This window comes from Streptomyces sp. NPDC090798, assembly GCF_044768965.1.
Classification (GTDB): domain Bacteria; phylum Actinomycetota; class Actinomycetes; order Streptomycetales; family Streptomycetaceae; genus Streptomyces.
Genome location: NZ_JBIVXA010000015.1, coordinates 75,329 through 89,404, shown reverse-complemented (window position 1 = coordinate 89,404; position 14,076 = coordinate 75,329). Strand labels below are relative to the sequence as shown.

The 14,076-nt window shown below is 71.3% G+C and carries 10 protein-coding genes; 5 read left to right on the top strand and 5 right to left on the bottom strand.

Features of this window, described 5'->3' with window-relative positions; all coding sequences use genetic code 11:
* Positions 1-93 precede the first annotated feature (93 nt).
* Positions 94-3,597: a thiol reductant ABC exporter subunit CydD gene (cydD, locus tag ACIQTP_RS29665; protein ID WP_403405340.1), complete on the top strand. Its 3,504-nt coding sequence runs from the start codon at positions 94-96 to the stop codon at positions 3,595-3,597.
* A 58-nt stretch (positions 3,598-3,655) separates the two neighbouring features.
* On the top strand, positions 3,656-5,329 hold the full coding sequence (locus tag ACIQTP_RS29660; RefSeq protein WP_403405338.1) for a GAF domain-containing sensor histidine kinase: 1,674 nt from the start codon (positions 3,656-3,658) through the stop codon (positions 5,327-5,329).
* 69 nt (positions 5,330-5,398) lie between these two features.
* On the opposite strand, the gene ACIQTP_RS29655 is transcribed toward ACIQTP_RS29660, so the two are convergent.
* The 5 genes from ACIQTP_RS29655 to ACIQTP_RS29635 form a co-directional block, all read right to left on the bottom strand.
* Positions 5,399-6,286: a Cof-type HAD-IIB family hydrolase gene (locus ACIQTP_RS29655; protein ID WP_403405336.1), complete on the bottom strand. Its 888-nt coding sequence runs from the start codon at positions 6,284-6,286 to the stop codon at positions 5,399-5,401.
* A gap of 183 nt (positions 6,287-6,469) precedes the next feature.
* Positions 6,470-7,381: an LLM class flavin-dependent oxidoreductase gene (locus ACIQTP_RS29650; RefSeq protein ID WP_403405333.1), complete on the bottom strand. Its 912-nt coding sequence runs from the start codon at positions 7,379-7,381 to the stop codon at positions 6,470-6,472.
* An 88-nt stretch (positions 7,382-7,469) separates the two neighbouring features.
* The gene (locus tag ACIQTP_RS29645) at positions 7,470-8,018 is read right to left on the bottom strand and encodes an RNA 2'-phosphotransferase (protein ID WP_403405330.1); all 549 of its coding nucleotides are present in this window, start codon (positions 8,016-8,018) and stop codon (positions 7,470-7,472) included.
* Positions 8,019-8,152: 134 nt separating this feature from the next.
* Positions 8,153-9,097: a MerR family transcriptional regulator gene (locus ACIQTP_RS29640; protein ID WP_403405327.1), complete on the bottom strand. Its 945-nt coding sequence runs from the start codon at positions 9,095-9,097 to the stop codon at positions 8,153-8,155.
* Between the two features lie 167 nt (positions 9,098-9,264).
* Positions 9,265-11,025: an SDR family oxidoreductase gene (locus ACIQTP_RS29635; protein WP_403405324.1), complete on the bottom strand. Its 1,761-nt coding sequence runs from the start codon at positions 11,023-11,025 to the stop codon at positions 9,265-9,267.
* A gap of 258 nt (positions 11,026-11,283) precedes the next feature.
* Between ACIQTP_RS29635 and ACIQTP_RS29630 the strand changes: the two genes are divergently transcribed.
* The 3 genes from ACIQTP_RS29630 to ACIQTP_RS29620 are packed head-to-tail and all read left to right on the top strand — an operon-like array spanning position 11,284 to position 14,070.
* A complete protein-coding gene (locus tag ACIQTP_RS29630) occupies positions 11,284-12,267 on the top strand; it encodes an ABC transporter ATP-binding protein (RefSeq protein WP_403405621.1) in 984 nt (327 codons plus the stop codon).
* Complete coding sequence (locus ACIQTP_RS29625) at positions 12,257-13,162, top strand: ABC transporter permease subunit (RefSeq protein ID WP_403405321.1); 906 nt, start codon at positions 12,257-12,259, stop codon at positions 13,160-13,162. Before ACIQTP_RS29630 ends, ACIQTP_RS29625 begins: the two co-directional genes overlap by 11 nt.
* Positions 13,159-14,070, top strand: coding sequence for an ABC transporter ATP-binding protein (locus ACIQTP_RS29620; RefSeq protein WP_402038880.1), 912 nt, complete (start codon positions 13,159-13,161; stop codon positions 14,068-14,070). The genes ACIQTP_RS29625 and ACIQTP_RS29620 overlap by 4 nt, the downstream gene beginning before the upstream one ends.
* Positions 14,071-14,076: the final 6 nt, after the last annotated feature.

Sequence of the window (14,076 nt, the reverse complement as noted above, 5' to 3'; positions counted from 1 at the left end):
GGCCTTATGGGCTGAATCCGACCTCATGGACCAAGTCCGACCCAAGGGCATGTTTCACGTGAAACATGCCGGACGGCGAAGGGTGTGTTTCACGTGAAACCAATCGATCCGCGTCTGCTGCGGTACGCCCGTGCCACTCGCTTCTTCCTGGTGGCGGTCGTGGGGCTGGGTGCGGCCGGGGCGGCGCTGGTCATTGCCCAAGCGATGCTCATCGCCGAAGTGGTCGTCGGCGCTTTCCAGCACGGTCACTCGGCTTCCGAACTCCGGACGCCCCTGGTCCTGCTGGTCGCGGTCGCCGTCGGGCGGGGGGTTGTCTCCTGGCTCACCGAACTCGCCGCGCACCGGGCGAGTGCGGCGGTCAAGTCGGAGTTGCGGGGGCGGTTGCTGGAGCGGGCCGCCGCGCTCGGCCCCGGGTGGCTGAGCGAGCAGCGGACCGGGTCGCTGGTCGCCCTCGCCACGCGGGGAGTGGACGCGCTCGACGACTACTTCTCGCGCTACCTCCCCCAGTTGGGACTCGCGGTCGTGGTGCCCGTGGCCGTGCTCACGCGGATCATCACCGAGGACTGGGTGTCGGCGGCGATCATCGTCGTCACCCTGCCGCTCATTCCCGTCTTCATGGCGCTGATCGGCTGGGCGACCCGGTCCCAGATGGACCATCAGTGGCGACTGCTGTCCCGGCTCTCGGGGCACTTCCTGGATGTGGTCGCCGGTCTGCCCACGCTCAAGGTCTTCGGGCGGGCCAAGGCGCAGGCCGAGTCGATCCGGCGGATCACCGGCGAGTACCGCCAGGCGACCATGCGGACGCTGCGGATCGCCTTCCTGTCCTCGTTCGCGCTGGAACTGCTCGCCACGATCTCGGTCGCCCTGGTCGCGGTGACCATCGGGATGCGGCTCGTCCACGGCGACATGGATCTGTACGTCGGGCTCGTTGTCCTCGTCCTCGCCCCCGAGGCGTATCTGCCGCTGCGGCAGGTGGGGGCGCAGTACCACGCCGCCGCCGAGGGGCTCGCGGCGGCGGAGGAGATCTTCTCGGTGCTGGAGACCCCGGTGCCGGCCACCGGTTCGCTCGTCGCGCCGGAGGGGGAGATCGGCTTCGAGGGAGTGACGGTCCGGTATCCGGGGCGCTCCGGGGACGCGGTCTCCGATGTCTCCTTCGTGGTCGGGCCCGGTGAGACGGTGGCGCTCGTCGGACCGAGCGGTGTGGGCAAGTCGACGCTGCTGAACGTGCTGCTGGGGTTTGTGGAGCCCGGCGCGGGGCGGGTGCGGATCGGGGGAGTCGATCTCGCCGAGGCCGATGTTGAGGAATGGCGGTCCCGGGTGGCGTGGGTGCCTCAGCGGCCGCACCTCTACGCCGGCTCGATCGCCGAGAACGTACAGCTCGCCCGGCCCGACGCCGACGACGCGGCGCTGCGCCGGGCGCTGGCCGACGCGGGCGCGCTGGAGTTCGTGGACGCCCTGCCCGACGGGATCGGGACGGTGCTGGGTGAGGACGGCAGCGGCCTCTCCGCCGGGCAGCGTCAACGTCTCGCGCTGGCCCGGGCGTTTCTCGCGGACCGGCCCGTGCTGCTCCTCGACGAGCCGACGGCTTCACTGGACGGGGCGACGGAGGCGGAGGTCGTCGCGGCGGTGCGCCGGCTCGCCGTCGGCCGGACGGTGCTGCTGGTGGTGCACCGGCCCGCGCTGCTGGAGGTGGCCGACCGGGTGGTGCGGCTCGAGGCCGCGGCGTCGGTCGCCGCGACCGGTTCCCTCCACGGCGAGGGCGCGAAGGAGCTCCGGCCGGTCGAGCCGGAGGACGTGCCCGCGGCCGCTACGGAAGAGGACCACGCGACCCCTCCGCGGCACGGAGGCGTGCTCGCCCGGGTCCGCGCGACGGCCGGCCCCCGTAGCGGTCGTTTCGCGCTCGCCCTTCTTCTCGGGAGCCTCGCCCTCGGAAGTGCCGTCGGGCTGATGGCCACCTCCGGGTGGCTGATCTCGCGGGCGTCGCAGCAGCCGCCCGTGATGTATCTGATGCTGGCCGTGACCGCCACGCGGGCGTTCGGGATCGGCCGGGCCGTCTTCCGCTACGCGGAGCGGCTCGTGTCGCACGACGCGGTGCTGCGGATGCTGGCCGACACCCGGGTCGCCGTCTACCGGCGCCTTGAGCGCCTGGCCCCCGCCGGACTGCGGACGGCCCGGCGGGGCGACCTGCTGTCGCGGCTCGTGGCCGACGTGGACGCCCTGCAGGACTACTGGCTGCGGTGGCTGCTGCCCGCCGGGGCGGCGCTCCTCGTGTCCGCCGCCTCCGTCGGCTTCACCGCCTGGCTGCTCCCCGAGGCAGGGGCCGCGCTCGCCGCCGGATTGCTGGCGGCCGGGGTCGGTGTCCCGCTCCTGACCGGCACCGTGGCGCGCCGTGCGGAGCACCGGCTGTCCCCCGCCCGCGGCGCCCTGGCGACCCGGGTGACCGACCTCCTCACCGGCACGGCCGAGTTGACGGTCGCGGGCGCGCTGCCCACCCGTACGGCCGAGGCGCGACGGGCCGACACCGTGTTGACCCGCATCGCCTCCCGGGCCGCCACCGCGACCGCGCTCGGCGACGGGCTCACCGCGCTGGCGACCGGACTGACCGTCGCCGCAACCGCCCTCGTGGGCGCCCAGGCGGTCGCCGGCGGGCGACTGAGCGGCGTGGCGATGGCCGTGGTCGTCCTCACCCCGCTGGCCGCGTTCGAGGCCGTCCTGGGGCTGCCGCTCGCCGTCCAGTACCGGCAGCGGGTGCGCAGGAGCGCGGAGCGTGTGTACGAGGTGCTGGACGCCCCCGATCCCGTACGCGAACCGGAGCTGCCGCAGCCGGCGCCCGCGTCGCCGTTCCCGCTGCGCGTACAGGGGCTCCGGGCGCGCCATGACGGACAGGACCGGGACGCGCTCGCCGGCCTCGACCTGACCCTCGAACAGGGCCGCAGGGTCGCCGTCGTCGGCCCCTCCGGCTCCGGCAAGACCACGCTCGCACAGGTGCTGCTGCGGTTCCTGGACACGGAGGCGGGGACGTACACGCTGGGCGGCACGGACGCCCGCGGGATGGACGGGGACGACGTACGCCGACTCGTCGGGCTCTGCGCCCAGGACGCGCACCTCTTCGACAGCACGGTGCGCGAGAACCTCCTGCTGGCCCGGAAGAACGCCACCGAGGCCGAGCTGCGCGACGCGCTCGCGCGGGCCCGGCTCCTGGAGTGGGCGGACGCACTGCCCGACGGGCTCGACACGCTGATCGGCGAACACGGAGCGCGGCTGTCCGGTGGTCAGCGCCAGCGGCTGGCGCTCGCTCGCGCGCTGCTGGCCGACTTCCCCGTGCTCGTCCTCGACGAGCCCGCCGAACACCTCGACCTGCCGACGGCCGACGCGCTCACCGCGGACCTGCTGGCGGCGACCGAGGGCCGTACGACGCTGCTGATCACGCATCGGCTGGCCGGTCTCGCGGCGGTGGACGAGGTGATCGTGCTGGTGGCGGGACGGGTGGCGCAGCGGGGTGCGTACGCGGAGCTGTCGATGGTGGAGGGGCCGTTGCGGGGGATGCTGGAGCGGGAGGCGGCGGGGGATCTGCTGGTCGGGGCGGCGGCGCGGTAGCGACCCCTGGGCAACATTCTGACTTTCCTACCCAAAGGGGACTAACTACTCTCGAGGCATGTCAGTGGTGCCCGCCTCCCCCCGTCCGGACGGCGGCCCGGACGTGCCGCGGCTGCTGGAGGCGGTGCGGTCGATCGGGTCGGGGCTGGAGCTGCACTCGACGCTGGACCGGATCTGCGAGAAGGCGGCCGAGCTGACGGATGCGCGCTACGCCGCCATCGGGGTCGTGGCGGAAGACGGTGAGGGACTCGTGGACTTCGTCTTCCGCGGTGTCGACGAGGAGACCGCCCGGCGGATCGGGCAGCTGCCCGACGGACACAAGGGGCTGCTCGGGGCGCTCATCCACGACCCGGCGCCGGTACGGCTCGCGCAGTTGGACGAGGACGCGCGCGCGTGCGGATTTCCCGAGCACCATCCGGCGATGCGCAGCTTCCTGGGGGTTCCGATCCGGGTGCAGGGGGAGATCTTCGGGAATCTGTACCTGACTGAGAAGCGCGGCGGCGGCCCGTTCACGGACGACGACCTCGACATGGTCCGCGTATTGGCCGCGGAAGCGGGTATCGCGGTCGGCAACGCCCGGCTGTACGAGGCCGCCCAGCAGCGCGAACGGTGGATCGACGGCTCGGTGGCCGTGACCCGGGCACTCCTGTCGGTCGACGACGCCGAGGACGCGCTCCAGGTCGTCGCGGAACAGGCCCGCAGGCTCTCCGGATCGGTGGCCGGGATCGTGCTGCTGCCCGCCGCGGAGGGCGGTCTGGAGATCAGCGCGGTCGCCAAGGACCGCCCGTCCAAGGTGCTGGGAGCCGTCGTCCCGCCGGAGAGCGAACTGGTCGCCGAACTCCTCGACGGAGAGGCCGTGTTCCTCGACGACGCGGCCACCGACCCGCGCATGGTCACCGACTTCGCCCGCGAGTACGGGCCGACGATGATGCTTCCTCTGCAGTGCGGCGGCCGTCTCCTGGGAGCCCTCGTCACTCCCCGGGAACGGGGCGGGCGTCCTTTCACCGCGACCGAGCGCACCCTCGCCGCGCACTTCGCCTCGCAGGCCGCGCTCGCGCTGATGATGGCCGAGGCACAGCGCGACCGGGAGCGGCTCGCGGTCTACGAGGACCGTGACCGGATCGCCCGTGACCTGCACGACCTCGTCATCCAGCGGCTGTTCGCCACCGGAATGATGTTGGAGAGCGCACAGCGGAACTCGGCCGTGCCCGAGGTGAGGGAGGGCGTCGAAAAGGCGGTCGACGAACTCGACGTCACCATCCAGGAGATCCGCAGCGCCGTCTTCGCGCTCCAACAGGGACCCGCCGAAGTGCCGTCCGGGCTGCGCACCCGGGTGCTGCGGGAGATCAACATGGCAGCCGTGCCGCTCGGCTTCAAGCCCACGCACCGCTTTGTCGGGCCCGTCGACACGGCGGTCGGTGAACTCACGGGCAAGAACCTCATCGCGGCCCTGCGCGAGGCCCTCTCCAACGCGTTCCGGCATGCCGGGGCCTCCCGCATCGATGTCGTCGTCGACGCGAGCGTCGTCCTGCCGGACGGCCGGCAGGGTGTCCGGCTGACCGTCGCGGACAACGGCGTCGGCATCCCCGAGGGCGGCCGGCGCAGCGGCCTGCGGAACCTCGGGCGGCGCGCCGAGTCGCTGGGCGGCGACAGCTGGTACGGACCGGGGCCCGGAGCCGACGGCGGCGGTACGACGGTGGTGTGGCAGGCGCCGCAGGCGGAACCGGTTTAACAACCCCGGGCGCGGGACCGGTTCGGAACTCCGGGCCGCCGTGGAACCGCCGGTGCTGCCCAGCCGCTCCTACAGCCGTTCGGCGAGGATCTTCTCGATGACGACCGCCACCCCGTCCTCGTTGTTGGCGACCGTGCGACCGGAGGCCGCGGCGATCACGGCGGGGTGTGCGTTCCCCATCGCGTACGAGGTGCCCGCCCAGGTCAGCATCTCGACGTCGTTCGGCATGTCTCCGAAGGCGACGACCTCCTCGGGGGAGATACCGCGCTCGGCGCAGCACAGTTCGAGCGTGCTGGCCTTGGAGACGCCGGGGCCGCTGATCTCCAGCAGGGCGCTGGGGCTGGAGCGGGTGATGGTGGCGTGGTCGCCGACGGCACGACGGGCCACGGTGAGGAAGGCGTCGGGGTCGAGTTCATGGTGGAAGGCGAGGATCTTGAGCACCGGTTCGCCGGCGCCGGGGGCGTCCGGGGCCAGGAGCTGCTCGGCGGGCGCGAGGGTGTCGGGGGTCTCCATGTGCAGCTTGGGGTACGCGGGCTCCTGGTAGAAGCCGTACGTCTGCTCGACGGCGAACACGGTGCCCGGCGCGGCCTCCCGCAGCAGTCGTACGGCGTCGAGCGCGTTCTCCCGCGCCAGCTCCCGGACCTTGACGAACCGGTGGGCGCCGGGGCCGCCGTGCAGGTCGACCACGGCGGCGCCGTTGCCGCAGATCGCCAGGCCGTGGCCGTGGACGTGGTCGCTGACGACGTCCATCCAGCGGGCCGGGCGGCCGGTCACGAAGAAGACCTCGATGCCGGCCTCCTCGGCGGCGGCCAGGGCGGCGACCGTGCGCTCGGATACGGACTTGTCGTCGCGCAGGAGGGTGCCGTCGAGATCCGTGGCGATCAGGCGCGGCGGAAGGGTGGCTGCCGGGGTCTCTGGCTGTCGAGTCGCTGAGGTCACCGGGCCATTCTCGCGCATATGCCCGCACGGCCGTGCGGGAGCCCGCACATGTGAGTGGTTACCGCCCTCACCAGTACCGTTACACCCCGCTGTCGCCATCAGTACCGTTCCACCCTGCTGTCGCCATCAGTACCGTTCCACCCTGCTGTCGCCATCAGTACCGTTCCACCCCGCTGTCGCCACCCGTGGTGGCTCCGGCCGTCAGGCCAGCTGCGCCGGGGCCTCCATGGCGATGCGTTCGAAGACCTTCTCGTCCGCGGCGAAGTCCGAGTCGGGGATGGGCCAGTGGATCACGATGTCGGTGACGCCCAGCTCCGCGTGCCGGCCCGCGAAGTCGACGAACGCGTCGAGGGACTCCAGTGGACGGCCACGGTCGGGGGTGAAGCCGGTGAGCAGGACCTTGTCGAGTTCGGACACGTCACGGCCGACCGTGACGCAGGCGGCGGCGAGCTTCTCCACCTGTCCGCGAATGGCCTGAACCGACTGTTCAGGGGTGCCCGTTTCGTACAACTTGGGGTCGCCGGTCGTCACCCAGGCCTGCCCGTGGCGGGCGGCGAGCTTCATGCCGCGCGGGCCGGTGGCGGCCACCGCGAAGGGCAATCGGGGCCGCTGGACACAGCCCGGGATGTTGCGCGCCTCGTGTGCCGAGTAGAAGTCGCCGTCGTGGGAGACCGAGTCCTCGGTGAGGAGGCGGTCGAGCAGCGGCACGAACTCGCCGAAGCGGTCGGCGCGCTCGCGCGGGGTCCAGGGCTCCTGGCCGCTCTTCAGAAGAGTCGTGGCGTCGAATCCGTTGCCGCCCGCGCCGATGCCCAGGGTGATCCGGCCGTTCGAGATGTCGTCGAGGGAGATCAGTTCCTTGGCGAGGGTCACCGGGTGCCGGAAGTTCGGCGAGGTCACGAGCGTGCCCAGGCGGAGCCGGTCGGTGGCGGCGGCCGCGGCGGTGAGGGTGGGCACGGCACCGAACCAGGGGCCGTCCCGGAAGGTCCGCCACGCCAGGTGGTCGTACGTGAACGCGGTGTGGAAGCCGAGCTGCTCCGCACGCTGCCAGGCGGCACGCCCGCCCTCGTGCCAGCGGAGGTACGGCAGGATCACAGTGCTCAGACGCAGACTCATGCATCGAGCGTAAGCGGAGCCGCGGGGTGGTCGTGGCCACCGCGTGATCGCTCCACCGGCGCCCCTTGACCGGCCGGTCGGCGGACGATCAGTGCGGACCGGGGAAGCGCAGGTACTTCGGCGGTACGGCCTCGGTGAGCCACACCCCGTTCGCGCTGACCCGGAAGACATGGCCGTCGCGGTGCATGGCGGCGGCGTCCACGCCGAGCACCACAGGCCGGCCCCGGCGGGCGCCGACGCGGGTCGCGGTCTCGCGGTCGGGCGAGAGATGCACGTCGTGCCGGTTCATGGGCCGCAGCCCCTCGGCCCGGATCGCGTCCAGATTGCGGGCCACGGTCCCGTGGTACAGGTACGTCGGCGGAGTCGCCGGGGGCAGTCCGAGGTCGACCTCGACGGAGTGGCCCTGGCTGGCGCGGATGCGGGTGCCCTCCACGGCGAAGCGCCGCTTGTCGTTCGTGGCCACCACATGGTCCAGCTCCTCGCGGGCGATCCGGAAGCCGTGTGCCGCCGCTGCCGCGATCAGCGTGTCGATCTCGACCCAGCCTCCCTCGCCGAGCGTGAGCCCGATCCGCTCGGGCTGATGCCGCAGATGCTTCGAGAGGTACTTCGACACCTTCACGGTGCGTCTTTCATCCATCGGTTCGTTCATCCTGCCAGCGTGCCGGGCGAGAGGCGGATCACGCATTTGATTTTGGTTCGGAGGTTTGATCCACAAGCAAGTCCGGTTATCCACAGGTGAATTGACGAATCTGTGGACAACGGGCAGGAGATTCAGGGCATTTCGTCAACAGCATGGTGATTGTGGTAATTTGAGGTGAGATGGTCCAAGGTCCTGGCCTGGACCTCCCGTTCGACGGCAGCCGCGACGAAGGCGGCCACCCGCCCGGCACCAACCAGGGTTTCCACGGCCCGCATTGTGGCCACGGGGAGCTGAACGGAACGCGTCTCGTCCGCAGGATCCTGGGACCGCCCCGCCCCAAGGCGCGCACGCAGGTGCCGGGTCGCGAACAGCCGCATGGCGCGCGCCAGTTCCGCGTCCACCGTCTGCTGTGCGAGCGGTCGCAGTCGACGTACGAGGGAGGCCGCCTCGGCCGCTTCCGAGTCGCTCGGCGGATGCTCACCGAGATAGCGCGCGAAGACGTGCTCGGTCGTGAACTCCAGGAAACGCGCGGCGATATGCTCGACCTTGCCCCTCAACTCCCGCAGATGGCCCGAGATCGCGGACAGCGGAACGCCCGCCGCGAACAACTCCACTGCCACGGCGAGCTCTTGGGGACTCGGGACCAGATACACCTCGCCGTCGCCGGGGACGCGCTCCAGCACTCCGAGCTCCACCGCCTCCGCCACCGCCGCGTCGTCCGGACTGCCACCGAACCGCTCGTCCAGCTCGGCCCGCGACATGCGCACGGCCTCCTCGTCGGTCCACGGTCCGTCGACCTCCGCGACCAGCCCGAGGATCCCGCCCAGCCCCCGGCCCGTGTCCCAGGCCTCCAGGAGTTCCTTGATGGAGGCCAGGGTGTAACCGCGGTCCAGGAGGTCGGCGATCTGCCGCAGCCGGGCCAGATGCGCGTCCGCGTACACATTGGCGCGACCACGCCGCTCGGGACGGGGGAGCAGCCCGCGGTCCTGGTAGGCGCGGATCGTCCGGACCGTGGCGCCGCTGTGGTGCGCCAGATCCTCGATGCGGTACGCGACCCGGACCGGCTCGTCGTTCACGCTGTCTGCCTCCCGACCCCCTGGGTACTACGCGACGGTCCCGCGCGGCGAGCCCTCCCGCGAGGGATGGTACGACCGCCACGGACAACGGGACATGGCCGTGCCGAGCTCCTCCCGGGTGGGCAACGAGTCCGCGCGTACAGCCCCGTTGAGGGCGGTCACGAACCTCACAGTGGTGGCTCCATCCGCGCGATCGCGCGCAGCGCCCTCGGTGCCAGCCGGGACATCAGGCGGGCACCGCGCGCCTCGGGAGTGACGGGCACCACCGCCTGGTTGCGGACGACCGCGCGCAGGATCGCGTCGGCCACCTTCTCCGGCGGGTAGTTGCGCAGCCCGTACAACCGCGCCGACTTCTTCTGGCGGCGCTTCTCCTCGCTCGCGTCCACCCCGGCGAAGTGCGCGGTCGAGGTGATGTTCGTGTTGACGAAACCCGGACAGATCGCCGAGACACCGATGCCCTGCCCGGCCAGCTCCGCGCGCAGGCACTCGCTGAGCATCAGCACGGCCGCCTTCGAGGTGCTGTAGGCGGGCAGCGCCTTCGAGGGCAGGTACGCCGCCGCCGACGCGGTGTTGACGATGTGGCCGCCCTGTCCCCGCTCGGCCATCTGCCTGCCGAAGAGCCGGCAGCCGTGGATCACGCCCCACAGGTTGACGTCGAGTACCTTCCTCCAGTCCTCCGGAGTCGTGTCGAAGAAGGACCCGGACAGTCCGATCCCGGCGTTGTTCACCAGCACGTCCACCACGCCGTACTCGCCCGCGACCCTTTCGGCGAGCTTCTCCATGGCCTGCTCGTCGGAGACGTCGACCGTCTCGGCCCACGCTTCGGGGGAGCCGATCAGCCGGGACATCTCCGCCGTGCGGGCCGCACTCTCCGCGTCCCGGTCGACGGCCACCACGCGCGCGCCGGCCTCGGCGAACGCCAGGGCGGTGGCCCGCCCGATGCCGCTGCCCGCGCCGGTGACCAGCACGAGCTGCCCGCCGAACCGGTCGGCGTACCTGCCCGTGGCGATGGCGTCCCGCACCGGCACGCCGTCCTCGTTGGCGTGCACGAAGTCCGTGATCCAGGACGCCAGTTGGTCGGGCCGTGTACGCGGGATCCAGTGCTTGTCCGGGAGGGTGCGACGCACCAGCTGCGGGGCCCACTCCTCCAGGTCGTCGTAGAGCCGCTCGGAGAGGAACCCGTCCCCCAGGGGCGTGACGAGTTGCACGGGCGCGTGCGCGTAGGCGTCCGGGCGCGGCCTGCTCAGCCGGGCCCGTACGTTGTCGCGGTACAGCCACGCGCCGTGCGCCGCGTCCGTCGGCAGCGAGGAGGTCGGATAGTCGCCCGCGGGCACCTTCTCGACCCGCCGCAGGATCTTCGGCCACTGCTTGCCGAGGGGGCCGCGCCAGGCGAGCTCAGGCAGCACGGGCGTGTGCAGCAGGTACACGTACCAGGACTTGGCGCCCTGGCCGAGGAGCTGGCCGACCCGGCGCGGGGTGGGCCGGCGCACACGCCGCTTGATCCAGTGGCCGAAGTGGTCGAGGGACGGCCCGGACATGGAGGTGAAGGAGGCGATCCGGCCCTGGGTGCGCGCGATCGTGACGAACTCCCAGGACTGCACCGAACCCCAGTCGTGCCCCACCAGGTGCACCGGGCGGTCGGGGCTCACCGCGTCGACGACGGCCAGGAAGTCGTCCGTCAGCTTCTCCAGGGTGAACCCGCCCCGCAGTGGCTGCGGGGCCGTCGACCGTCCGTGGCCACGGACGTCGTACAGCACCACGTGGAAACGCTCGGCCAGGCGCGTCGCGACCTCGGACCACACCTCTTTCGAGTCCGGATAGCCGTGCACGAGCACCACCGTGGGCTCCGCCGGATCGCCCAGCTCGGCGACGCACAGCTCGATCCCGCCCGTTCGCACCCGGCGCTCGCGCGCGCCTTCGAGAGTCACGAGAGTCACTTCTCCTTCGCCCAGCGCCGCACGGTACGTGTCCGTAACTTGACACTGGCGAATGTGACAGTGGTTAGAGGCTGCGTCAATAGTCCTGCGTGGCACCTGTGGACAACCGGTCCGATGTGGATAAACCCCCGCCGGATGTTCGACTTCAGGGGGACCCCTACGGGCCCGTACGACTGGAGTCTGACGTGGATCCAGCTCCGTGGGTTGACGACCGCTGTGGTGTGCGCCACTACCTTCGACAACGTGACTGTGATCGCGACCGAAAGCCTGAGCAAGCGGTACCCCCGGGTGACCGCTCTTGACCGGCTCTCCGTGGACGTCGGGCCCGGTGTGACCGGACTCGTCGGAGCCAACGGAGCCGGCAAGTCCACACTTATCAAGATCCTGCTGGGTCTCTCCCCCGCCACCGAGGGCCGCGCCGAAGTGCTCGGACTGGATGTCGCCACCCAGGGCGGCGCCATCCGCGAGCGGGTCGGGTACATGCCCGAGCACGACTGCCTGCCCCCCGACGTCTCGGCCACCGAGTTCGTCGTGCACATGGCGCGCATGTCCGGGCTCCCGCCGGCCGCGGCCCGCGAGCGCACCGCGGACACCCTGCGCCACGTCGGACTGTACGAGGAGCGCTACCGCCCCATCGGCGGCTACTCGACGGGCATGAAGCAGCGCGTCAAGCTCGCGCAGGCCCTCGTCCACGACCCCCAGCTGGTCTTCCTCGACGAGCCGACCAACGGCCTCGACCCGGTCGGCCGCGACGAGATGCTCGGCCTGATCCGCCGTATCCACACCGAGTTCGGGATCTCGGTCCTGGTCACCTCGCACCTGCTGGGCGAGCTGGAGCGCACCTGCGACCACGTCGTGGTCGTCGACGGCGGCAAGCTGCTGCGGTCCAGCTCCACCAGGGACTTCACCCAGACCACGACGACCCTCGCCATCGAGGTCACCGACACCGACGAGCACCCGGACGGCACCGACGCGGTCCGTGAGGCGCTCCACGCGCGCGGGGTCGAGACCCATGACGGCAGCGGGCTGCCGGGCGCCGGCCACATCCTGCTGCTGACCGCCGAGGGCGAGGAGACCTACGACCTCGTCCGCGACGTCGTCGCCGACCTCGGCCTCGGCCTGATCCGGATGGAACAGCGCCGGCACCACATCGCGGAGGTCTTCCGCGAGGAACAGACGGACGGGACCGACGTGCAGGGCGTACGGAAGGAGGCAGTGGGCCATGGCAGTTGAGCAGTCCCTCACCCCCCGCGGTGAGCAGACCCGGATCCACGACATCGGCTACCGCCACTACGACGGCCCACGCCTGGGCCGCGCCTACGCCCGCCGCTCGCTGTACTCGCAGTCCCTGCGCGGCTCCTACGGCCTGGGCCGCTCGGTCAAGTCCAAGGTGCTGCCGATGCTGCTCTTCGTGGTGATGTGCGTCCCCGCACTCATCATGGTGGCCGTCGCGGTCGCCACCAAGGCGAAGGCCCTGCCGGTCGACTACACGCGCTACGCGGTCATCATGCAGGCCGTCATCGGTCTGTACGTCGCCTCCCAGGGACCGCAGTCCGTCTCGCGCGACCTGCGTTTCAAGACCGTGCCGCTGTACTTCTCACGCCCCATCGAGACCGTCGACTACGTACGCGCCAAGTACGCGGCGCTGGCCTCGGCGCTGTTCATCCTGACGGCCGCGCCGCTGATCGTGCTCTACGTAGGGGCGCTTCTGGCGAAGCTCGACTTCGCCGACCAGACGAAGGGCTTCGGACAGGGGCTGGTCTCCGTGGCACTGCTGTCGCTGCTCTTCGCCGGGATCGGCCTGGTCATCTCGTCGATCACCCCACGCCGCGGCTTCGGTATCGCGGCCGTCATCGCGGCGCTGACGATCTCCTACGGAGCCGTGTCGACGGTCCAGGCCATCGCCTTCGAGCAGTCCAGCACCTCGGCCGTGCCCTGGCTCGGCCTCTTCTCCCCCATCACGCTCATCGACGGGGTGCAGACGGCCTTCCTCGGCGCCACCTCCGCCTTCCCCGGAGGGGAGGGCCCCTCGTCCGGACAGGGAGTCGTCTACCTCGTCGTCGTCCTGGGGCTCATCGCGGGCTCCTACGGCCTTCTGATGCGCCGCTACCGAAAGGTCGGGCTGTGACCACGCTCAACATCGACCATGTCTCGCGCTGGTTCGGCAACGTGGTGGCGGTCAACGACATCACGATGACGATCGGCCCCGGCGTCACCGGCCTGCTCGGCCCGAACGGCGCCGGGAAGTCCACCCTCATCAACATGATGGGCGGCTTCCTCGCCCCCTCCACCGGCACCGTCACCCTCGACGGCCGTGAGGTCTGGCGCAACGAACAGATCTACAAGCACATCGGCATCGTCCCGGAGCGCGAGGCGATGTACGACTTCCTCACGGGCCAGGAATTCGTCGTCGCCAACGCCGAGTTGCACGGCCTCGGAGCGAAGGCCGCCCAGCGGGCGCTCGCCACGGTCGAGATGGAGTACGCGCAGGACCGCAAGATCTCGACGTACTCCAAGGGCATGCGGCAGCGCGTGAAGATGGCCTCCGCGCTCGTCCACGACCCGTCCCTGCTGCTGCTCGACGAGCCCTTCAACGGCATGGACCCGCGCCAGCGCATGCAGCTCATGGACCTGCTGCGCCGCATGGGCGACGAGGGCCGCACGGTGCTGTTCTCGTCCCACATCCTCGAAGAGGTCGAACAGCTCGCCGCCCACATCGAGGTGATCGTCGCCGGACGGCACGCGGCCAGCGGCGACTTCCGCCGCATCCGGCGCCTGATGACCGACCGCCCGCACCGCTACCTGGTGCGCTCCAGCGACGACCGGGTACTGGCCGCCGCGCTGATCGCCGATCCGTCGACGTCCGGCATCGAAGTGGACCTGGCCGAGGGCGCGTTGCGCATCCAGGCGGTCGACTTCGGCCGGTTCACGGCGCTGCTGCCGCGCGTCGCGCGCGAGCACGGCATCCGGCTGCTCACGGTCTCGCCGTCCGACGAGTCCCTCGAGTCCGTCTTCTCGTATCTCGTCGCGGCGTAGGAGGCC